At 70.0% G+C, this 21,463-nt stretch carries 19 protein-coding genes; 14 read left to right on the plus strand and 5 right to left on the minus strand.

The features are described from left to right. The first annotated feature begins 24 nt into the window (after nt 1-24). From ABH935_RS38125 to ABH935_RS38140, 4 genes are all read left to right on the plus strand, one after another. On the plus strand, nt 25-900 hold the full coding sequence (locus ABH935_RS38125) for a patatin-like phospholipase family protein (protein WP_370382841.1): 876 nt from the start codon (nt 25-27) through the stop codon (nt 898-900). A gap of 55 nt (nt 901-955) precedes the next feature. Next, nucleotides 956-3,685 carry a CocE/NonD family hydrolase gene (locus ABH935_RS38130; protein WP_370382842.1) on the plus strand — a complete coding sequence of 910 codons (2,730 nt, stop codon included), beginning with the start codon at nt 956-958 and terminating at the stop codon, nt 3,683-3,685. Next, the gene (locus ABH935_RS38135) at nt 3,678-4,619 is read left to right on the plus strand and encodes an ABC transporter permease (RefSeq protein WP_370382843.1); all 942 of its coding nucleotides are present in this window, start codon (nt 3,678-3,680) and stop codon (nt 4,617-4,619) included. The genes ABH935_RS38130 and ABH935_RS38135 overlap by 8 nt, the downstream gene beginning before the upstream one ends. Nucleotides 4,620-4,688: 69 nt before the next feature. After that, complete coding sequence (locus tag ABH935_RS38140; RefSeq protein ID WP_370382844.1) at nt 4,689-5,423, plus strand: alpha/beta fold hydrolase; 735 nt, start codon at nt 4,689-4,691, stop codon at nt 5,421-5,423. Nucleotides 5,424-5,522: 99 nt separating this feature from the next. On the opposite strand, the gene ABH935_RS38145 is transcribed toward ABH935_RS38140, so the two are convergent. Continuing rightward, nucleotides 5,523-6,119: a TetR/AcrR family transcriptional regulator gene (locus ABH935_RS38145; RefSeq protein WP_370382845.1), complete on the minus strand. Its 597-nt coding sequence runs from the start codon at nt 6,117-6,119 to the stop codon at nt 5,523-5,525. 198 nt (nt 6,120-6,317) lie between these two features. On the opposite strand from ABH935_RS38145, the gene ABH935_RS38150 reads away from it, so the two are divergent. After that, the gene (locus ABH935_RS38150) at nt 6,318-7,208 is read left to right on the plus strand and encodes a TIGR03619 family F420-dependent LLM class oxidoreductase (protein ID WP_370382905.1); all 891 of its coding nucleotides are present in this window, start codon (nt 6,318-6,320) and stop codon (nt 7,206-7,208) included. 42 nt (nt 7,209-7,250) lie between these two features. Here the strand turns inward: ABH935_RS38150 and ABH935_RS38155 are convergent, their stop codons facing one another. Together ABH935_RS38155 and ABH935_RS38160 are read right to left on the minus strand one after the other, a co-directional pair. Further along, nucleotides 7,251-7,655 (minus strand): nuclear transport factor 2 family protein, encoded by a 405-nt coding sequence (locus ABH935_RS38155; protein WP_370382846.1) that lies wholly within the window; start codon nt 7,653-7,655, stop codon nt 7,251-7,253. A 129-nt stretch (nt 7,656-7,784) separates the two neighbouring features. Beyond that, on the minus strand, nt 7,785-8,396 hold the full coding sequence (locus ABH935_RS38160) for a hypothetical protein (RefSeq protein ID WP_370382847.1): 612 nt from the start codon (nt 8,394-8,396) through the stop codon (nt 7,785-7,787). Here ABH935_RS38160 and ABH935_RS38165 point away from each other — a divergent pair. The 7 genes from ABH935_RS38165 to ABH935_RS38195 all read left to right on the plus strand — a co-directional run bounded on the left by ABH935_RS38165 (nt 8,395) and on the right by ABH935_RS38195 (nt 16,482). Then, on the plus strand, nt 8,395-8,553 hold the full coding sequence (locus tag ABH935_RS38165) for a hypothetical protein (protein WP_370382848.1): 159 nt from the start codon (nt 8,395-8,397) through the stop codon (nt 8,551-8,553). The two genes, ABH935_RS38160 and ABH935_RS38165, sit on opposite strands and share 2 nt — an antisense overlap. A 96-nt stretch (nt 8,554-8,649) precedes the next feature. Continuing rightward, nucleotides 8,650-9,321 (plus strand): DedA family protein, encoded by a 672-nt coding sequence (locus tag ABH935_RS38170; protein WP_370382849.1) that lies wholly within the window; start codon nt 8,650-8,652, stop codon nt 9,319-9,321. Next, a complete protein-coding gene (locus tag ABH935_RS38175) occupies nt 9,318-9,968 on the plus strand; it encodes a hypothetical protein (protein ID WP_370382850.1) in 651 nt (216 codons plus the stop codon). Before ABH935_RS38170 ends, ABH935_RS38175 begins: the two co-directional genes overlap by 4 nt. Nucleotides 9,969-10,022: 54 nt before the next feature. After that, entirely contained in the window at nt 10,023-12,233 is a 2,211-nt protein-coding gene (locus ABH935_RS38180) for an MMPL family transporter (protein WP_370382851.1), read from the plus strand. Then, nucleotides 12,233-14,410, plus strand: a complete 2,178-nt coding sequence (locus ABH935_RS38185) for an MMPL family transporter (RefSeq protein ID WP_370382852.1) — start codon at nt 12,233-12,235, stop codon at nt 14,408-14,410. Before ABH935_RS38180 ends, ABH935_RS38185 begins: the two co-directional genes overlap by 1 nt. Further along, on the plus strand, nt 14,411-15,100 hold the full coding sequence (locus tag ABH935_RS38190; RefSeq protein ID WP_370382853.1) for a response regulator transcription factor: 690 nt from the start codon (nt 14,411-14,413) through the stop codon (nt 15,098-15,100). Continuing rightward, nucleotides 15,097-16,482, plus strand: a complete 1,386-nt coding sequence (locus tag ABH935_RS38195) for a sensor histidine kinase (RefSeq protein ID WP_370382854.1) — start codon at nt 15,097-15,099, stop codon at nt 16,480-16,482. The genes ABH935_RS38190 and ABH935_RS38195 overlap by 4 nt, the downstream gene beginning before the upstream one ends. A gap of 303 nt (nt 16,483-16,785) precedes the next feature. Here ABH935_RS38195 and ABH935_RS38200 read toward each other — a convergent pair whose 3' ends face one another. Together ABH935_RS38200 and ABH935_RS38205 are read right to left on the minus strand one after the other, a co-directional pair. Next, entirely contained in the window at nt 16,786-18,378 is a 1,593-nt protein-coding gene (locus ABH935_RS38200; RefSeq protein ID WP_370382855.1) for a hypothetical protein, read from the minus strand. 153 nt (nt 18,379-18,531) lie between these two features. Next, nucleotides 18,532-19,086: a hypothetical protein gene (locus ABH935_RS38205; protein WP_370382856.1), complete on the minus strand. Its 555-nt coding sequence runs from the start codon at nt 19,084-19,086 to the stop codon at nt 18,532-18,534. Nucleotides 19,087-19,457: 371 nt separating this feature from the next. On the opposite strand from ABH935_RS38205, the gene ABH935_RS38210 reads away from it, so the two are divergent. Together ABH935_RS38210 and ABH935_RS38215 are read left to right on the plus strand one after the other, a co-directional pair. Further along, nucleotides 19,458-20,009, plus strand: coding sequence for an FAD-dependent oxidoreductase (locus tag ABH935_RS38210; RefSeq protein ID WP_370382857.1), 552 nt, complete (start codon nt 19,458-19,460; stop codon nt 20,007-20,009). Then, nucleotides 19,915-21,090, plus strand: coding sequence for a flavin monoamine oxidase family protein (locus ABH935_RS38215; protein WP_370382858.1), 1,176 nt, complete (start codon nt 19,915-19,917; stop codon nt 21,088-21,090). The genes ABH935_RS38210 and ABH935_RS38215 overlap by 95 nt, the downstream gene beginning before the upstream one ends. Nucleotides 21,091-21,463 lie beyond the last annotated feature (373 nt).

Consider the following 21,463-nt stretch of genomic DNA (forward strand, 5'->3'; position numbering starts at 1 on the left):
GACTCCATCGTGAAGGGAACAGCAATGACTTCTCCGCGAAACGACCCGCCGACGCGCGCACTCGTCCTCGGAGGCGGCGGCGCCGTCGGCGTCGGTTGGCAGACCGGCCTACTCACCGGGCTGCGCGAGGCCGGCGTCGACCTGACGGGGGCCGAGGCGGTCACGGGAACGTCCGCAGGCGCCCTCGTCGGCGCGCTGTACTCCAGCGGCCGCGAGGTCACCGACGCACTCACCAGCCTGGCGGCGCTCGGGCAGATCATCGACCCCGACAGCCTGGCCGCAGGCGATGAAGCCTTCCTCAGCGCACGGCGTCAGGCGAGCCTGGACACCGACCCGCGGCGAGCGCTGCAAGCGATCGGCCGCGCCGCGTGCGAAGCGAACACACCCGCCGAAGAGGCCTACCTCGGCCTGTTGGGCACCCTCGACGACGCCGCCTGGCCCGCAGGATTCCGATGCACGGCGATCGACACCGACACCGGCGACCTGGTCGTGTGGGACCGGGAATCCGGCGTCCCGCTGCTACAGGCCGTCGCCTCCAGCTGCTCCATACCGATGCTGTTCCCCACCGTCACCATCAAAGGCCGCCGCTATATGGACGGCGGCCTCCTCAACCACCTGAACGCCACAGTGGCGCCGCCGACCGACGTGCTCGTGGTCCTGTCGTGCCACCCCCTCGATCCCCACGGTGCCGGAGTCGACAGCGCGCGGGGCCTTGCCGACGCCGCGGCGAACGCCGAACTGGCGCAGCTGCGCGAAACCAGACGGCTGATAGCGGTCGAACCCGATTTCAGCGGCCTCGACGCTCCGGCGAACATGATGGATCCGAACCTCACCATCCAGGCGCTTCAGATCGGCAAGCGACAGGCCGAACACCTGGCCGCAGCAATCCAGGCCGCCTGAGCCGCTCAGCGGCCGATCGCTCGCTCGATGACCGTTTTCATTGGAGTCTGGATCCATGTGCGCCGGGGATGCCCCGGCGGTAGGGAGGATTGTGCGCGTGCGTAGACGGACGTTGGTATGGGGCGCCGCCGTGGGGGTGGCCGCCGTCATCGGCGCATCGCTTCTGGCGGCCGCCGGATCGAGCGCGCCGGTGCGCACCGAGGTCCTCAGGATCACCGGGACGCCGGACCCGGACGGCTCGCCGGTGACCCTGGACGCGACCCTGTACCTGCCGGCAGGAGCCTCGGCGAGCAAGCCCGCCCCGGCCGTCGTCCTGGCCCACGGATTCGGCGGCAGCAAGACCGATGAGGACGCGGACGCGCGCTACCTGGCGCAACACGGCTATGTCGCGCTCGCCTACTCGGCGCGGGGATTCGGAGCCTCCGGCGGGCACATCGCCGTGGACTCGCCCGACTACGAGGTGCGCGACGCCTCGAAGATCGTCGACCTGCTCGCCACCCTTCCCGCGGTCCTGCGGGACGGCCCCGGCGACCCGCGGGTCGGATTCACCGGCCCGTCCTACGGCGGCGCACTGGCGCTGCTCGCGGCCGGCTACGACCACCGGATCGACGCGATCGCACCGCTGATCACCTGGAACGACCTGAACCAGGCGCTGTTCCCGCAGTCGGCGACGGGCCCGGGAGCCACGGACGCCGGAGTGTTCAAGAAGCTGTGGTCCGGGGAGTTCTTCGGCTCCGGCAGCGCGCCGGCCGACGGACAGGCGCCGACGGTCTGCGGCCGCTTCACCAGCGCGGCCTGCGCGGCGTTTCAGCAGAGCGCGGCGACAGGCGATGCCTCCCCGTCGCTGCGCGCGCTGCTCGCCGCGTCCAGCCCGGCCGCGGTGACCTCGCGGATCAAGGCGCCGACGCTCGTGGTCCAGGGGGAGAACGACTCGCTGTTCCCGCTCGGCCAAGGCGACGCCAACGCCCGCCAGATCGCGGCGAACGGCACGCCCGTCAAGGAGGTCTGGTACAGCGGCGGCCACGACAGCTCCTCGGACGTCGAGTCCGGACGTCTTCGGACACTGACACTGTCCTGGTTCGACCGCTACCTCAAGCACGACGGCTCCGCGCAGAACACCGCGTTCGAGTTCACGCGCACCGGGACCTCGCTCTCGGTCCAGAACTCCGCGCCGAGCTCCTCGGTGGTGACCGCCTCCGGACCGGTGACGACGACCTCCGTGCCGCTGAGCGGCCCCCAGCAGACCGTCGTCTCGCCGGCCGGGGGAAACCCGTCGGAGGTCACCAGCCTGCCCGGACTCGGCGCGGTGCTCTCCCAGCTCGGCCCCGCCGCGAACCTGCCCGCCCCGGCCGGACAGCAGGCCGTCTTCGCCGGCGCCACCTTGGACCGGACCGTCCACCTCGTCGGCGCGCCGACCGTCTGGCTCACCGTCGCCACCGACGCGCCCGACGCGACCCTGTTCGCAAAGCTCTACGACACCGCCACCGACGGCTCGGGAACGGTGCTGCCGAACCAGCTGCTCGCACCGATCCGGGTGGCCGGATCCCCCTCCGGCACCACGGTCCGGGTCACGCTCCCGGAGATCGTGCACGACTTCGCCGCCGGCCACCGACTGACACTGGTCGTCTCGACCACCGATCTGACATACCAGAGCCCTGCTACAGCCCGCACCTACCGCGTCTCACTCGCCGATGGCGGCACACTCACGCTCCCCTCCGTGCCGGGCGCGGCCACCGGCGGCGGCTCGGTGACGGTCTGGGTGCTCGGGGCCGCCACCGCGCTCGCGGTCGGCGGCGCCATGGCCATCGCCGCACTCTGGTACGTCCGTCGCCGCGGCCGGGCCCGCGATGCCGACGTCGATCCGCAACTGGCCGACGTCCCGGTCGTCCTGTCCCATCTCGGCAAGGCCTACGGCGACGGTTTCCGCGCCGTCACCGACCTGTCCCTGCGCGTCGAGCGCGGCCAGGTCCTGGGCCTGCTGGGCCCCAACGGCGCGGGCAAGACGACGGCGCTGCGCATGCTCATGGGCCTGATTCACCCCACCGAGGGCGAGATCCGGGTGTTCGGCCACCGGATCACCCCGGGAGCGCCCGTGCTGTCCCGGATCGGCGCGTTCATCGAAGGACCCGGATTCCTGCCGCACCTGTCCGGCCGGGAGAACCTCGAACTGGCCTGGGCCGCCACCGGGCGCCCGGCCGGCGACGCCGACCTGGACGCCGCGCTGGAGCTGGCCGGGCTGGGGGAGAGCGTCGAACGCAAGGTCAAGGCCTACAGCCAGGGCATGCGCCAGCGCCTCGCCGTCGCGCAGGCCATGCTCGGGCTGCCCGACCTGCTGGTGCTGGACGAACCGACCAACGGCCTGGACCCGCCGCAGATCCGCGAGATGCGCGACGCGCTGCGCCGTTACGCCGCCACCGGACGCACCGTCGTCGTCTCCAGCCATCTGCTCGCCGAAGTCGAGCAGACCTGCACGCACGCCGTGGTCATGGCCCGCGGGCGGCTGCTGGCGCAGGGATCGGTCGAGCAACTGCTGGTCGCCGCCGCCTCGGTCGCCGTCGACGTCGGCGCGGGACAGTCGCAGCAGGCTGAGAAGGTGTTGGCGGGCCTGCCGGGCGTGAGCGAGGTGTCCGCCGACGGCGACCGGCTCACCGTCCGGCTGGAGGGCGTCCGGCCCGCGGCCGCCGTTGCCGCGCTCGTCGGCGCCGGCCTGGCGGTCGACCGCATCGCGCCGCACAACCGGCTCGAAGACGTGTTCCTGAACCTGCTGGAGGGCGACCGTGTCTGAGGTACGAATCCCCGAGGCCTCGACCCGACCGGGGGAGCACACCCGGCTTGAGGCCGCGGCCGCCCCGGCGCTCGCCGTGGCCCCGTCCGGCGCCGCGCCGGGCTTCGACCCGCGCCGCACGCTACCGCTCAGGGTCGAGCTGCGCCGCCAGCTCAAGCGCCGCCGCACCCAGGTGGCCTTCGGACTGCTGGCCGCGCTGCCGCTGATCCTCGCCGCCGCCTTCAAACTCGGTTCCCCCACTCGCGGACGCGGCCCGGGCACCACGATCGATCTCGCCGATCTGGCCACCGTCGGCGCGCCCAACTTCACCTTGTTCACTCTGTTCGCCACCTCCGGGATCGCGCTGTCCCTGATGGTCGCGCTGTTCACCGGGGACACCGTCGCCAGCGAGGCGAGCTGGTCTAGCCTGCGCTACCTGCTGGCGACGCCGATCCCGCGCTCGCGTCTGCTGCGCCAGAAACTGATCGTCGCGCTGGGGCTGTCCGCCGCCGCCCTCGTCCTGCTGCCGACGGTCGCGCTGCTGTCCGGGTGGGCGGTCTTCGGCTGGGCCCCAGCCCGTTCGCCGCTGGGCACCTCGCTGGCGACGGGTCCGGCGCTGGCGCACCTCGCGATCGTGGTCGGCTACCTGGCGCTCTCGCTGCTGTTCGTCGCAGCGCTCGGATTCGCTCTGAGCACGCACACCGACACCCCGCTGGGCGCGGTCGGCGGCACCGTCATGCTGGTGATCCTGTCCGACATCCTCGACAGCGTCACGGCCCTGGGCGGCGCGCGCGCCTTCCTGCCGACGCACTACTCCTACGCCTGGCTCGACGCCCTGAGCCCGACCGTCAGCTGGGACGCGATGATCCGGGGCGTCGTGTCGTCGTTCGCCTACAGCCTCGTCTTCTTCGCGCTGGTCTGGCGCAGGTTCCTGCGCAAGGACATCACGAGCTAGGAGCGTGGGTTGGCGAGAGAACGAACGTTCTGTTGACTCCCGTCGTGTGCGGCTTCTAGGCTCCGTCTCATGAAGAGAACGAACGTTACTTCTACTCGCACCGTCGTCCTCGTCCACGGCGCACTGACCGACGCCTCGATCTGGCATCAGGTCACCCGGCGACTGCAGAACTCCGGCCATGCGATCACCGCTCCAGCGCTGCCGATGCGCAGCCTTGAGCAGGACGTGGCCTACCTCGTGGGTTGCCTGGAACGCATCGAAGGGCCCGTGGTTCTGGCTGGCCACTCGTGGGCAGGGGCCGTGATCTCGCATCCGGACATCGCGGCCACCGGACGCGTGAGCGCGCTGGTGTACGTCGCGGCCTTCCAGCCGGATTCGGGGGAGAGCGCCGGCGAGCTCAACGCCAAGTACCCCGGCACTCTCCTGGTCCCGGAGAACCTCGATGTGTTTCCCAGCCCGCTCGGTGGCGCCGACCTGACCCTCAAGCCGGAGCGGTTCGCGGAGGCCTACGCCGCCGACCTGAGCCCGCAGGACGCCGCGGTGCTCGCCGTGAGCCAGCGCCCGATCGAGCCGGCGGCGCTCAGCGAGACCTTCACCGGCGAGCCCGCCTGGCGCACCATCCCCTCCTGGGCGCTGGTCTCCACCGAAGACCGCTCGCTCCCGCCGGAGATCCTGCACTTCATGGCCGCCCGCGCCGGTTCACGCATCGTCGAGGTCGAATCCTCGCACGCCGTCCCGCTTTCGCAGCCCGATGTCGTGGCGCGCGTGATCCAGGAGGCAGCCGCCGTGCAGGCCGAGCCGTAGAGAGCCCGCGCGACGGTGGGCCAACCTGCGCACCGGGTTCGTGGGTGGTCGGCGCTCCCTGTCGTGAGGGCGTACGCGCGCGACCGCTGAGCGTCGAGCTCAGCGGTGAACAGGGTCGAGCAGACGTTCCAGGATCGGCTGGAACGTCGAGGGGGCGACGTCGGCGCCGACGGCGACGAGAATGGCGTACCCGATCAGCGTCGCCAACAGGACCTCGGCGAGTTCGGTGGCAGACTGCTGATCCTCCGGCCCGCGACGGCCGGGTGCGGCCAGGGGCTGGCGGGTATCCAGGATTCGGGCGGCGAGGTGGTCGCGCAGGGCCGCGTGCCGGGTGCGCGCGATCTCCGCGAGCGCGGGCTGGACCGCCGCGCCGCCCCAGATCTGCGCGACCAGCCGTGCGTGCTCGGTCCCGGCCGGAGCCGATACGTAGGTGAGCAGGCGAGCCAGGATCTCCTCCGGAGACTCGGCGCCGGGGAATTCGCCTTCCACGGTGCCGTCACGGCCCTCGGCGACTGCCGCGATCAGTTCGTCCTTGCTGGCGAAGTACCGGTAGATCCCGCCCATCGACATCCCGGAGGCCGCGACGAGGTCGGACATCGAGGTGTCGGACAGACCCTTTCGCCCGAAGAGTTCGCGCGCGGTCTCAACCAGCCGCGCCCGCCGGGCGGCCAGGTACTCGGGACTCACTTTCGGCATTGCCACTCCTGGTGTGATGACGCCCGCTGACGGCGACCGCTGTCGAGCCTAGGGGCCGCTCGGAGCGGTGGTCGATCACAAGCGGGACTGAAGGCGCGGCGCCTCATCGTATTCGGGCCGGTGCGCGATCACGGTCTTCGCTATAGTGAGCGGGCGCTCGCTTTTTTATTCTTCCTCTCGAACGAAAGGCTCGGCGCCATGAAGCTCGGTTACGCGATACCTGTGGTTGGAGGGGCCGTCAGCAGTGCCGTCGGCCTCGGCACGTACTGCCGTACGCTGGAGGAACTCGGCTACGACTCGCTGTGGATCGGCGATCGCTTCATCACTCCGGTCGCGCCGCAGACCCCTTATCCGGGCCGGGAGCAGCCGTACCCGCCGCAGATGAAGCGCAACCTCGACCCCATGCTGCTGTGGACGGTCGCCGCGACGGCCACCAGCAGGGTGCGGCTGAACGCCAGCACGCTCAGCACGTTCTACTACGAGCCGCCGCACCTGGCGCGCCTGCTGACCACGCTCGACGTGCTCAGCGACGGCCGCCTGGACGTCGGCGTGGGCCTCGGGTGGATGCAGGACGAGCACGACATCGCCCGCGGCGCGGACTGGCACCGGCGCGGCAGGATCCTCGACGACCTTCTCGCCTTCCTGCGCGCGTGGTGGACGACCACGCCGTTGTCCTGGGACAGCGAGTTCTTCTCGATCCCGCCCACCCACGCCGATCTGCGCCCGGTCCAGGCGGGCGGGCCGCCGATCTGGATCGGCGGCGCCAGCGAGGCCGCGATGCGCCGCGTCGGCCGCAGCGGCGCAGGCTGGCTTTCCTTCGAGGGCCTGCCCGACGGCGTGGCCGACCATCTGTGGTCGATCGCGCGTGGCGAGGCGGAGAAGGCCGGCCGTGATCCCGACGCGCTCAAGACCGCTCTGCGCATCAACCTCGAAGCGGACATGACCGTGGACTCACTTGCCGACAGCCTCAAGCGCTACGCCGAGGCGGGCGTGGACGAGGCGTTCGTGGACCCGTTCGCAGTGTTCGACAGCCTTGAGGAGATGCTCGATTTCGGCAGCCGGCTGATCGAGCGCACCGGAAGGTTGTGACCTCTGGAGTTCTCCGAGCTTGCTGCTCGCCGGGACCGTGGCTCAGCACCGTGCCCGCGGGCTGCGGCAGCGAATGAGCTTCGTGACCCCCCGCCACCGTTGAAGGTCTGCAGGCTGCAGGCTTCCGGCGGGTGCCGCCACCGGCCGCTGTGGCCGGCTCCGGGGCCGGCCACAACGCCGCCGGTCAGCGGCGCCGGTCCAGGACACGGCGGTGTAGCGGTCGACGGTGTGTGCGGAGTGTGGGGTCAGGCCGAGGAACGGGTCGAAGTTCGGCAGAACGCCGGCGATGAACGCCTGGATTGCCTCGCGTCCGGTGATCGGCGGGGTGCCGACCGGGTCGTGGAAGACGCCGTCGTCGGCGAACGCGGCGGCCCAGGTCGGCGCGTCGGCGTTCTGGGAGGCGGAGAAGAACTGGAGAACTGCGGTCGGCATGGCGGGGAATGTCATGGCGTTGATCCTCTTGGTGTCGTGAATTGTGAAGGGTGATGTCTGCTGCCCGCCGGAGGAGCGTGCGGACTGGTGTGGGCAGCGGTCACAGCAGGGCGGCGTCTTCAGCGGCCCTGGTGTGGGCAGCGGTCACAGCAGGGCGTCTTCAGCGGCCGTGACGCCGGTGTGACGGAAGAAGAGCAGGTGCGCGGCCAGGGGAAGGGCCGCCGCCGTGGCGATCAGGGCGCAGGTCGCGGCCCATCCGCCGTGGCTGAAGACGCGGACGCCGAGCGCGGATCCGGCGCTGCCGGCCAGGAACGAGCAGGTCATGTACGCGGTGTTCAGGCGACTGCGGGCCTCGGGACGCAGTGCCAGGATCCGGGCCTGGTTCGCGACCTGATTTCCCTGCACCGCCACGTCCAGCAGCACCAGTCCCGCGACCAGCCCGGCCAGGCCCCAGCGACCGCCGGACGCGCCGGCCGCGAGCACCCCGGCGGCGGCGACCGCTCCGGCGATGCAGCAGACGTTGACCAGGTCCGGGCCGTGCCGATCGATCAGACGCCCGGCGGCCGGGGTGGTCAGCAGGCTGACCACGCCGATCAGCGCCAGTACCCCCACCGCCCCGGCGCCCATCCGGTAGACCGGGCCGGTGACCAGCAGCGCCACCCCGGTCGCGGCGGTGCTGCGGGACAGGCTTCCCGAGGCGAGCGGGAAGATGCCGACTCGCGCGATGCCGACCTGGCTGACCTGGGTGGCGAGCATGTTCGAAGCTCAGCTGCGCGACAACCGATGGCTCATCGGATTGGCGCAACGCTTCGACCGCGGACCAGCCGAGGCGCTCCTTGGCCGACCTCTCCGCTCGATACCCGACACGATCGAGGAAACCGGCCGCAGCCTGGTCGAGCACGGACTCCTCTGATCCGCATCCCCTCGGCCGCCGCCGGTCCGGGGTACGAGCCGGCCGGCTGAATCCGCCGTAAGCAAGATGCAAGCTTCGCTTTTCTAGCTTGGCAGTATGAGCCTCCACCTGATCAACCATCTCCTGGCCGGCTATGGCTACCTGGTGGTCTTCGCCTTCGTCGCGTTGGAGAGCGTCGGTCTGCCTTTGCCGGGCGAGACCGCCTTGATCGCGGCCGGCGTCTACGCCGGGACCACGCATCATCTCAACGTCGGCGTCGTCGCGCTGGTCGCGGCGGTCGCGGCCGTCCTCGGCGACAACGTCGGCTATCTGCTGGGGCGGCATGGCGGCGCACGGCTCGTCGCGCGGTTCGGGCGGCGGGTCGGGTTGACGCCGGCACGCCTGAAGGTGGGTCGCTACCTGTTCGCGCGACACGGCGGGAAGGTGGTGTTCTTCGGCCGCTTCGTCACGGTGTTGCGGACGTTTGCCGCGTTCTTCGCCGGGCTGAACGGGATGCGGCGGGGCCGCTTCGTCGTGGCAAACGCGGTCGGCGGTGTGCTGTGGGCCGGGCTGTGTGCGTTCGGCGCCTATGCGCTCGGCAGCGCCGCGACGCAGGTCGGCACCTTCCTGCTGGTCGGCGGTATCGCGGTCACGGCGTCCGCCCTCGTCACGATGGCCGTCGCGGTGAAGCACTCGATGCGGCGGCTGGAGGAGCGGGCAGAGGCTGCGTTCCCCGGACCGGCACCGGCTCAGAGCCCTGTCACAGTCAGGACGGAGCCCGTTCGATGACCACGCTCACATCGAACGCGACTCATACGCCGAACGGCGAAGAGCCCGGCAGCGACCCCGGCGTAGTCGGCAACGCCCGCCTCACCGCCGCGACCGGACTGATCCTGCTCGTCCTGTTCGCCGCCGAGATCGTCACCGATCTGCTCGGCGTCGCGAACGTCCTCACCGCGCATGTGGTCATAGGCCTGATGCTCACCCCGCCGGTGCTGGTGAAGATGGGCTCGACCGGATGGCGCATCGTCCGCTACTACCGCGGCGACCGTGCCTATGCCGAACGCGGCGCGCCCCGGCTCTTCCTGCGGATACTCGGCCCGCTACTGATCCTGCTGACCGCGGTCCTGATCGGCAGCGGATTCCTCGCCTATCTCGCCCACGGCGGTCTCTACGATGCCGCGTTGAAGACCCACAAGGTCGTCTTCTACATCTGGCTGCTGGCCGTCATCGCGCACGTCGTTCCACACTTCGTGGAGGCCGTCAGCTGGGCGTTCGCCGACCTGTCCACCCGAGCGCGCGGCTCCGTCCCGGGTGCCGGAACCCGTCGCACGATACTGATCGTGGCGCTCCTCGTCGGCGGGGTCGCCGGCGTGATCCTGTCCGGACACGTCGGCGGGTACTTCCACACCCATCCGATTCGCCTGCATCTCTAGAGTCCGACCATCGTGAAAGCCTCCGGTAAGCAACCGCCGGGCACCGTACCGCGCATGACCACAATCACCCGAGCGTGTCTGCGCCACCGGCGCCTGGTGGTGCTGGCGTGGCTGCTCCTGACGGTCGTCGGCGCGATCACCGCCTCCAGCACCGTCGGCCGCCTCACCCATTCCTTCGCCACTCCCGGCACCGCCGGCTACGACACCAACGAGCAGTTGCTGAAGACTTTCGGCATCGACGGCAACGAGCAGCCGACCCTCGCGGTGCTGACTCTGCCGCCGGGCGAGAGCATGGACACCGCGACCGGACAGGCGATCGCCGCCAAAACCTTCGCCGCCGCGACCGGTGCCGGGCATCTGGCCGTCGCCGACTACGCCGACACCCGCGACCCGAGGCTGATCGGCCCCGACCACCGCAGCACCTGGGCCGTCTTCGATATGCCGAACCCCGACATCCCCTCCGGCCAAGGCGTGATGGAGGCCATCGAACCGGCCCTGCGGAACAGCGCCCCACCCGGCGCGACCGTGCAGGTCACCGGGTTCGAGCAGATCCAGAGCGTCGGCGGCTCCGCCGCCTCCGGCGGTCCCGGCGTCCTGGTCGAGACGCTGATCGGCGGTGTCGGGGCGCTGGCGGTGCTGCTGTTCGTCTACGGCTCCGCGATCGCGATCGTCCCGCTACTGATCGCGGTGCCCGCGATCCTGACCGCCTTCCTGCTGATCCTCGGGCTGACCGGGCTGACCGATGTGAGCTTCCTGGTCCAGTACCTGGTGGCGGTCATGGGGCTCGGAATCGTCGTCGACTACTCACTGCTGCTGGTCACCCGCTGGCGTGAGGAACGCGAGGCGGGCCGGGACAACGAGGACGCGATCCTCGCCGCCGCCCCGACCGCCGGACGCGCCGTGGTGCTGTCCGGGCTGACGGTCGCCGTCGGACTGCTGTCGCTGGTGCTGTTGCCGGTCCCGTTCCTGCGCAGCATCGGGCTGGGCGGCATGCTGATCCCGCTGGTGGCCATCTCCGCGGCGGTGACGCTGCTGCCGTGCATCCTGGCCGCCTGGGGACCGGCACTCGACAAGCACCGGCTGCGCAAGGGCTCGACGACCTTCTCGCGCGGCTGGGAACGCTGGGCCGCGCTCATCGTGCGGCGGCGATGGATCGCCGGGTTCGCCGGGCTGGCGATCGTGATCGGGATGGCGGTCCCAGCGCTGTCCATGAATACCGGTCAACCTCGGGCGGACTCCCTCGGCGGCACCGGCCGGCCGGCGCTGACGCTGCACGCGCTGGAGGCCACCGGGGTTCCGGCCGCGGTCACCTTCCCGATCCAGGTTCTGACGCACGGCGGCCCGTCCGCCGCGAGTCAGGCTACCGCGATAGCCGCACAGACTCCGGGCGTCTACACAGTCCTCGCGCCGGACACGCCCTCATTCCATCAGGGCACTGATGCCTTCTTCAGTGTCATCCCGACCGACGAGGGCGGCACGTCCGCCGGCCGGGCCACCGTCACCCGGCTTCGCGCGGCGCTCGCGCACGTCCCCGGCGGGGTCCAGGTCGGCGGAAACACCGCACAGAACGTCGACTTCAACCACGCCGTCTACGGCAACTTCCCGCTGATGCTCGCGGCGATCGCGATACTGACGTTCCTGTTGCTGGCCCGCGAGTTCCGCTCGGTGGTCCTCGCCGTGAAGGCCGTGCTGGTCAACCTGGTCTCGCTCGGCGCGTCCTTCGGCTTCCTGGTGCTGTTCTGGCAGCACGGCTGGGGATCCAAGGCCGTCTACGGCGTCGCGGCGACCGGCTCCATCCGCAACTGGATCCCGATCATCGCCTTCGCGTTCCTGTTCGGCCTGTCGATGGACTACGAGGTCTTCATCCTGGCGCGCATGCGGGAGGAGTACGACCGGACCGGCTCCACGCGCGACGCCGTCGTGCAGGCCCTGGCCCGTACCGGACGTCTGGTCACCTGTGCCGCGGTCATCCTGGCCATCTCCTTCGCCTCGCTGTCCAGCGCCCCGGACGTGGTGGTCGAGATGATCGCCACGGGCCTCGGGTTCGGCATCCTGCTGGACGCGGTGGTGGTCCGCACGCTGCTGGTCCCGGCGCTCGTCGCGATCATGGGCCGGGCCAATTGGTGGATGCCGCGGGGCCTGGCCCGGATCCTGCGCATACCTGAAATCGACGACATCGGAGTAAGCGTTCTGAAAGCTCCGGCTCCCTACCGTTCGAGTGACCTGGAAGACACCTACCCGGACGCGTCCGGACGGAGGATCTGATGGAAAGACTCGCAGGCTGGGTGACCCGGCACCGACTGGTCGTCGGGCTGGCCTGGCTCGTCATCACCGTGGTCGGCGTGCTCGTCGCGCCGTCCCTGTCCGGGCGGCTGCAGTCCGGCTCTCACGTCAGCGGACCCGGCTACACCGCCAACACCGCCATCGCGGCGCACTACGGCGGTGCCGCGTCCGATCCCGGCGTGCTGATCCTGAACACCCCGTCCGGCCAGACCATCGACTCGCCGCAGGTCAAGCAGGACCTGGCCCGGATCGACAGCGCCCTGGCACAGTCCGCGCCGGACCTGCGTGTGGTCTCCTACGCCGCGGACGGCGACAACGCGCTGGTCGGTACCAACCGGACCAGCACGATCGTGCTGGCCTACCCGCCGAAGGTCGGCGACGACGTGGGCACGACGCAGATCGACCAGCTGACCGCCGCCGCCCGGCACGCCGCCCCCGACCTGACCGTCAACGGCACCAGCTACCACGCGTTGGAGGCCGGCAACACGGCCGGCGGCGGCAACTCCTCGGTTCTCAGCGAGCTGATCATCGGAGCGCTGGGCGCGCTGCTGGTCCTGGCCTGGGTGTTCGGCTCGTTCCTGGCGCTGCTGCCGCTGATCATGGCGTTCGTCAGTGTCCTGACGATGCAGATCTTCATCTACGGCCTGACCTATGTGGTGCCGTCGTCCTCACCGCTGAACCCGGCGGTGCAGTACATCGTGGCGCTGCTGGGCCTGGGCCTGTCGATCGACTACTCGCTGCTGGTGGTCACCCGCTGGCGGGAGGAGCGCACGCTGGGCAAGACGAACTCCGAAGCGGTCGCGGCGGCGGTCAAGCGCGCCGGACACAGCGTCTGGTTCAGCGGTGTGGTGGCCTCGCTCGGCCTGTTCGCGCTGATCGTCATCCCGAACTCGATGGTGCGCGGTATCGGCATCTCCGGGCTCTTCATCCCCTCGACCGCCGTGCTCGTCGCGCTGACCCTGCTGCCGGCCATCCTGTCCAAGATCGGGCCGGCCGTGGACTGGCCGAAGCGCGCCTCGCGCCGCAACCCGGCGAGCCGGTTCTGGACCGGCTGGTCGAAGTTCGTGATCAGGCACCGCGTGGCGTCCGCGGTCGTCGGTCTGGGCCTGCTCGGCACACTGGCCGGGACCGCGGCCACGATCAACATCGCGCAGCCCACCACGCAGGCCATGGCCTCGGCCGGCACCTACACCGACGGCCTGCGCACCCTGCAGGCCGATGGGTTCCCGTCCGGCACGCTGACCGCCGTGCCGGTCTACGTCCCGCACGCCGCCGACGCGCCGACCGTGGTCGACGCACTGAGCACGGTGGCCAGTCTGCACGGCGCGGCGCAGGCCACCGGACCGGCCTGGCGCGCCGCCGACGGCTCAGCGCTGGTCATCGCCATCCCGCAGACCGAAGTCGGCAGCTCCCACGGCGGCACGGCCCTCGCCGACATCCGCGCCGCCGCCGGTCACGGCGCGTTGGCCGGCGGCGACGGGGCGCAGAGCATCGACGAGACCAACGCCACCTACGGCTCGTTCCCGTTGCTGTTCGCGGTGGTCGCGGTCGTGACGTTCCTGCTGCTGGCCCGGGGCATGCGCTCGATCGTGCTGCCGGCCAAGGCGGTGCTGCTGAACATGCTGTCGGTCGCCGCCACCTACGGCGTCCTGGTCCTGGTCTTCCAGCACGGCGTCGGGATGCGGGCCCTGTGGGGGACCAGCAGCTACGGCGCCATCGACCAGCTGGCCCCGGTGCTGATCTTCGGGTTCCTGTTCGGGGTGTCGATGGACTACGAGGTCTTCATCCTGGCCCGGGTCCGGGAGGGATACGACCGGACGAGGTCCACGCGCGAGGGCATCATCGAGGGCGTGTCCCGCACCGGGCGCCTGGTGACCTCGGCCGCGATCATCCTGTTCTTCGCGCTGGCGTCGCTGTCCACGGCCAACGACGTCACCGTCCGGGAGATCGCCGCCGGCCTGGCCGCCGGCGTGGTGCTGGACGCGGTCGTCGTCCGGATGCTGCTGCTGCCGGCACTGGTCTCGCTGTTCGGTGACCTGAACTGGTGGCTGCCGGACCGGGCCCGCCGGGTCCTGCGGCTGAAGCCGCTGCCGGCCGCCAGGGTGCCCGGTCCGCGACAGCCCGCGCGCGAGGTGCTGGCAGTGGGGGATGCTGAGTAGATGCGGGTGCTGGTGGTCGAGGACGAGCCGGACGTCGCCGAGGCCCTTTCCTGGGGGCTGCGGGCGGAGGGCTACGTCGTGGACGTCGCGGACAACGGGATCGACGGGCTGTGGAAGGCCACGGAGCGCCCGCACGACGTGATCGTCCTGGACGTGATGCTGCCCGGGATGGACGGCTACCAGGTGTGCCGGGTGCTGCGGGAGCGCGGGATCTGGACCCCGATCCTGATGCTCACCGCGCTGGACGAGGACCTCGACCACGCCGAGGGCCTGGACAGCGGCGCCGACGACTACCTGCCCAAGCCCTTCTCCTACCCGGTGCTCCTCGCCCACCTGCGGGCCCTGACCCGGCGCACGCTCGGCGCCAGGCCGGCGGTGCTCACGGCCGCCGGCCTGGCGCTGGATCCGGCGGCGCGGACGGTGACGCGCGACGGCGTGCCGCTGGAACTGAGCGCTCGCGAGGTCGCGGTGCTGGAGTACCTGCTGCGGGCGGTCGGCCGGGTGGTGTCGAAGACCGAGCTGCTGGAGCACTGCTGGGACGTGCACTTCGACGGGGATCCGGCGGTGGTCGAGGTGTTGATGCACCGGCTGCGGCGCAAGTTCGACGCCGCGGCGGGGCCGGCTTCCGGCGCCGGCGCCGTCGTCGAAACGGTTCGAGGGCAGGGCTACGTCATCCGGGAGCGGCCGTGAGGGCGCGCCTGGCCCGCCGCGTGCGTTCCGGCACCGTCCGCTCCCGCGTCACCATCGTGGCCGGTCTGGCGCTGACCGGGGCGGTGACGCTCGGCATCGTGGTGATGTACCTGCTCCAGATCGACTCCGCGCGCCGTACCGTCGACAGCCAGCTGCGTACCTACGCCACGCAGATCGAACAGTCGGCGTCCGCCGCCGGCACCTTTCCGAACCCCCTGCCGGCCTCGTCTCTCGACGCGTCCGCCGAGGCCCAGGTGCTGGCCGACAACGGCGGTGTCCTCGCGGCGACCCGGACCCTCGCCGGGCTCCCCGCCGTCTACAGCTTGCCCGCAGGTGCCGACACGCCGGTGCGGCAGAAGGCTGCCGACGGCGTCGTCGCCGGCGAGGTCGTCACCTACGGCGAGCACCTCACGGTCGGCGGCCGGCCGGTGTCGATCGTCACCACCTCGCCGACCACCACCCGCAGCCAGGTCAACGAGACCTTCGCCCGGCTGCTGCTGATCGGGCTGCCGGCCCTGCTGGTGCTGGCCGCCGGCACGATCTGGCTGGTGGTCGGCCGGGCGCTGCGGCCGGTCGAGCAGATCCGGCGCACCGTCACCGACATCACCGACATCTCCGCGGCCGACCTGACCCGGCGCGTCCCGGAACCCGGCACCGACGACGAGGTCGGCCGCCTGGCCCAGACCATGAACGCGATGCTGGCCCGGCTGGACGACGCCGCAGCCCGGCAGCGCCGCTTCGTCGCCGACGCCAGCCACGAACTGCGCAGCCCGCTGACGGCCATCCGCGCCGGCCTGGAGGTCGGCCTGGCGCACCCGGAGCAGGCGCCGTGGCCGGCGATCGCCGAACGCGCGGTCCGGCAGGCGGCGCGACTCGAAGAGCTGATCAACGAACTGCTCCAGCTGGCGCGCGTGGACGCCGGCAAGGCCGCGGCCCGGCGCCGGCGGGTGCCGCTCGCCGAGCTGCTGACCGAGGTCGAGGCGGGCACCGCGCCGAGCGGACCGGTCCGCGTCGAGTTCGACGTCCCCGCAGACCTCGCCGTCGCCGGCGACGCGGCCGAGCTGTCACGGGTGTTCCGCAACGTCATCGACAACGCGCTGCGCCACGCGCGGACCACGGTCCGCGTCACCGCCCGCGGCCACGGCGACACGATACGCGTGACCATCGGCGACGACGGCCCCGGCATCCCCGCCGAGGAGCGGGAACGCGTCTTCGACCGCTTCGTCCGCCTCGACGCCGGCCGGACCCACGGCACCGGCTCGACCGGCTTGGGCCTGGCCATCGCCAAGGCGATCGTCGTCGCGCACGAGGGATCGATCGGCATCGACACCGCGCCGGAAGGCGGGGCGCTGGTCTTTATCACGCTCCGGGGCTTCAGCTAGACGTGACCCTTCGCAGAACTCCGATGCACAGCAGCAGGGGGGCGCCAGTGCACACTGAGGTGTTGACCGGTGATTCCGCGCCTCCACCGCCTTCTGGATCGTGGCCGCAGCCACGCGGTGTCCGAGCCGCGATGGCCAAGTTCCGTGCCGCCTGGGCGACCTAGACCGCGGTGGGGTGGACCGTGGTGTCGAGCACGTGGACCCGCCGGGTGGCATGCTCGATGACGGAGGAGTTGGTCGGCGCGACGATCCGCCAGCAGACCGCCGGGGGCGTCCCGGTATCGCGGCCGCGGCATCACGGCATCACGGCATCGCCTCGACGTCGCCCCGCGAAATGCGCACCGCCCACGGCACCATGGCTTGCGGGCGTATGAAGTCCTTGAGAAGCATGCGGAGCAGTTCGTCGCCCGACATCGCCTTCATCCGGCTGACCAGAGCGCCGTGGCCGCCTTGCGCCTCGATGCGGGCGATCTCCAGGACGCCGCGCTGGGCCAGCCCGGAGATGATGTGGGGGCCGGCGAGGATGTTTCCGTGTACCTGCTCCCGATATCGCTTTATGGCGTTGGGAAGGGCCTTCATGGCCGAGCTCTCCGCATTCGGGTGGCCGGCCATGTAGCGGGTCTCGCCGCCCAGCGAGCCGGGGGCTGGTTCGAAGCGCCGGGCCTGGACGTTGAACTGAACGGACTTCGCGAACTGCTCCTTCAGCTCGGTGAGGTCCTTGTCCATCCCGTTGGCCTTGATGTGCTGCTCGATCTGCGATCGCGTAGACAGGAGATCGGTGATCGCCTTGGTCTGCTTGGGGCCGACCGCCTCGGCGCCACGGGTGGCGAACGAGCGGGAGAGCATGGCGGCCAGTTGCGCGGCGCGCTGGTTGAGGTCGGGATTGTCCTGCCAGGCCTGACGGATCGCCTGGGCCCGGTTCGCGTGGGCTTCCCACATCTTCGCCTCAGGAGAATTCGCCTTGCCCTCATCCCGGCGGTATGACAGGAGATTCCCCTTGGCGTCGGAGCGGAGCGTGGGGACCTCCATGTCGAGGAAGTCGTTGAGCATGATCCAGCCGTTCTGGACCACCTGGGCGATCGGCAGCGTGATCCGTACCGGCTTGCCGCCCTCGGAGAACCTGCTGGGGCGGAACGGTGCGCCCTTGGGTTCGATGTAGAAGAACACGAATCCGTGGTTCGCCAGGTCGTGCAGGTCGAAATCGCCGGTGTTGTGCGCGGCGTTCGCGGTGTCCTGGTCGAGCTTCATCTTCGACTTCATGGCACCGGTGTCACCGCCGTTGAGCATCTGCTCGACACGGGTGTCGATGGTGTAGTGGCGCAGCACGCTCGCCCGGACCGCCGACTCCAGCTTGTGGCGCACGGCGGACTGCCAGCCGTCGGCATCGCCGTGACCCGCGAGCTCGTGTCCCATGTCGGTGACGTCCGCCTGCGACTTCGCGGCGACGTACGCTCGGCCACTGGCCTGCGTGGCTCGCGGTCCGTCGTGCCGGTCGAGGTCGTGCCACAGCTGTCCGTCGGTGGTCATCGCGCGGTAGGGCAGGGCGTCGTCCGCACCGGTGGCCCAGTTCTTGAGTTCCGGCACGTGATTCCTGATGTACGCGCTCTCGACCAGAGCCCGCAGCTGCTCGACGCTGACCGTGGCCGGCGCGGCAGCGGCGACGTGCGATCCGGATCCGCTCGGAGCCCGCTGAACGCTTTGGCCCGCGGGCGCCTGGGCGAGCGCCCGGTTCAATGCGGTATTGCCGATGCTGTGTTGCAGGCCGAGCATCGAAGCCGGGGACAGGGCGTCGGCTTCCGCGCTGTCCCGAAGTGGCCCTCGCGACCGCTCGGATACTGCCGCCGGCCTGCGCGACTGCTTCTTCTCAAGCCCTTCATCCGCTGCGCGTCCTCGCATGGCGACACTCCTCCGACGGTTCCGGCCGTACCCCGGCGACATGTGGTCGCAACGGTACCCGGGCGCGAAAACCGGCGGCACGGAGGCTTGAAGTAAGGTCTTGCGATCCCTGGGCGGCCGGGCCCCGGACGAGCGCCGGCGGGCAGATCGGGTTCACTGGTGCCAGAACTGCAGGTTGCTCCACTGAACAGTGATCGGGCCGTGGCCGCTCGCGGTCGCGTACGTGCCGATCTTGTCGTAGAAGCTGCCGCCGGGATTCGACTGGGTGAGGGCACGGGTCCCGTTGATGTCCAGTTCGAAGGTGCTGCCGACCTGGATGGTGGTCACCGTGATCGGCTTGCCCGGCAGTGCGGTACCAGCCGGCGCCACCGTCTTGCCGCCCTCCACCGAGTACAGCGAGCCGTCGTGAGCCACGGCGAGCAGGAAGTAGGGTCCGGACCCGAAGGTCTGCTTCAAGCTGATCCGATCCCCACTCAGACTGCTGATCGTGAAGGTCCCCTGGAACTTGTGGTTACCGGCGTAGGTGGCGTAGCGCCGTTCGGCACGCTGGTAACCGCTCCCATGACCGGGCGTGCCGCAGGTGAGCTGGAACGTCAGGCCACTGACCTTGCCGCAGCCCTCCTGCTGCACGGTGAAGGACGGGCTGTACGGAATCCAACTCGCGGCTGACGTCTTGGCCGACGCTATCGGGGTTGACGGCAAGACCACTCCACTGAGGATCGCGCAGAGTGCGGCTGCGCGGCGCTTGACGGACAACACTCCCACCTCCTGACAGATCGTTGCTACGAACCATCCGGCGGATGACGGGCCTCCTGCCGGCCTTCTGGCGATGCGCGTATTCACATATACGAACGCCATCCAGATGTATGAATCGTGGGTAAAACTAAGCACACCGAGCAGGGGTGTCAACCCTCGTCTTTGCCGCGGCCGCCGGAATCGGGAGCACGTGCCCGCAGACGGTAGACCCTGGATACTTGGACAAGGCCTTTCTAACAGCCCTGAAACCCCGTGACTGCGTAGATGTAACAGGCGATACCTACGGTCATCCATCACCTGCTGATGACCGAAGGGATCTTCGCATGTCGGATTCAACGACGTCTGCATCGTGGTCGCGCCGGGGATTCCTGCGCGCCGTCGGCGTGAGCGGCGGCGCCGGTACCATGTTCGCGGCGATGGGCGCCCTGGGCCTGGCCCCCACCGCGAAGGCAGCAGCCGCCACTCCCGCGTTCTCAGCCCCGAAGACCTCTGATTTCACCCTGACCGGCCGTTCCCCGGCGTCGGTGGTGATCCTCGGCGGCGGCATAGCGGGACTCATATCCGCCTACGAACTCGGTAAGGCCGGCTACCGATGCACCATCCTGGAACCGCGCTCGCGCACTGGCGGCCGCAACTTCACGGCGCGAGGCGGGACCTCTGAGACCGACATCTTCGGACAGACGCAGACCGCCGCGTTCTCCGAGGGGCAGTACATGAACTGCGGCCCGGCGCGGCTGGCGCAGTGGATGGTGACGCTTCGACTACTGCCGCGAGCTCGGTGTGCCCATCCAGGTGTTCACCAACACCAACGCCGACGCCTTCATCTACAACGAAGCCTCGGGGATGACCAAGCCCGAAAGGTACAGGTCGGCTAAATCGGATGTCTACGGCTACGTCAGCGAGCTGCTCGCGAAGGCCAGCTCACAGGGCGCGCTCGACACCGAGATGACCAGCGACGACAAAGAACGGCTGCTCGCTTTCCTCAAAGACTGGGGACAGCTGGACAAGACGAGCCTCCGGTACACAGACGGTGGCAACCGGGGGTTCAGCGAATATCCCGCAGCCGCGGGCACGCCGGGAATCCCGCTCGGCCCGGTGCCCGGACTGTCCGAGGTCTTCGCGTCCGGAGTGGGCCGGTACTTCTCGTTCGAATTCGGCTTCGACCAGGCGATGCTCATGTTCCAGCCGGTCGGCGGTATGGACCGGATCCCGGCGGCGCTGACGGCGGCCATCGGGACCGACAAGATCCGGCTGGGCTGCCAGGCCACGAAGATCACTGAGCTGCCGGAGGGCGTCACGGTGGAATACACCGACGCCCACGGCCGCGCGCGGACGATCGGCGCGGACTATTTGATCGCGGCCATGCCGCCGCACCTCCTCGCAAAGTTGCCGCACAACCTCGGCCCCTCGGTGCAGACCGGGCTTGAGGCCATCACCCCGGCGTCGGCCAGCAAGATCGGGCTTGAGTACAAGAGCCGGTGGTGGGAGACGGACTATCGGATTTACGGCGGCATCACCGAGACGGACCTGGATCTGACGCATGTGTGGCACCCGTCCTACGACTTCCACGGCGAGCGTGGGGTGCTCATCGGCTACTACAACTACGGTGCGAACGCTGACATGTACGGCAAGATGACACCCGCCGAACGTGAAGGTCGCGCGATCACCCTCGGCGAGAAGATCTACGGACCGAAGTACCGTACCGAGTTCGCCTCGTCGTTCTCCCAGTCCTGGCGCTACATTCCGCATCTTGAGGGTGCCTGGCACAACATCCCCGATGGGGGTCCGGACGCGCCGGTCCTCAAGCCACTGGCATATCCCACGGGAAAGACCTACTTCGCCGGCGACTGGCTGTCCTACTTGGACGCCTGGCAGCACGGTGCGATCACGTCCGCGCGCAGCGCCGTCACTCAATTGCACAAGCGACAGCTCAGCCTCAACGCGTCAGGTTCCTGATTCCCGTCTCGCACTTGGGCAGAACGTCCACATCGAGCAACGTGACGGAGATTGCGGCGGTCATAATGAGTCTTCGACCTTGACCGTGCTTGACGATTTGTGGTCGGCCCGCTGCCTGAATCAGGGCCTTGACGGATGTGAAGCGCCGGTGGCGCTCGGTGATCACCAAGAACACCCGCCTCACCGCAGCTTGACAGCCGCAACGCAGAGCTATGCGACACCCTCGGGCAGAGTCCCTCAGGTGGCGAGGTCGAGCTTCGTGGTGGTGTCCGGCGGGGGCTGGTCGCCGCGCGTGGGACGGTCGTCAGGACGGCGTGGCGGGCAGGGGATGCAGTCTCTCCCCCCTCCCCCCCAGCCACGCCGTCGGCCTGTC

The sequence above is a fragment of the Catenulispora sp. GAS73 genome, from assembly GCF_041262085.1.
Taxonomy (GTDB): domain Bacteria; phylum Actinomycetota; class Actinomycetes; order Streptomycetales; family Catenulisporaceae; genus Catenulispora.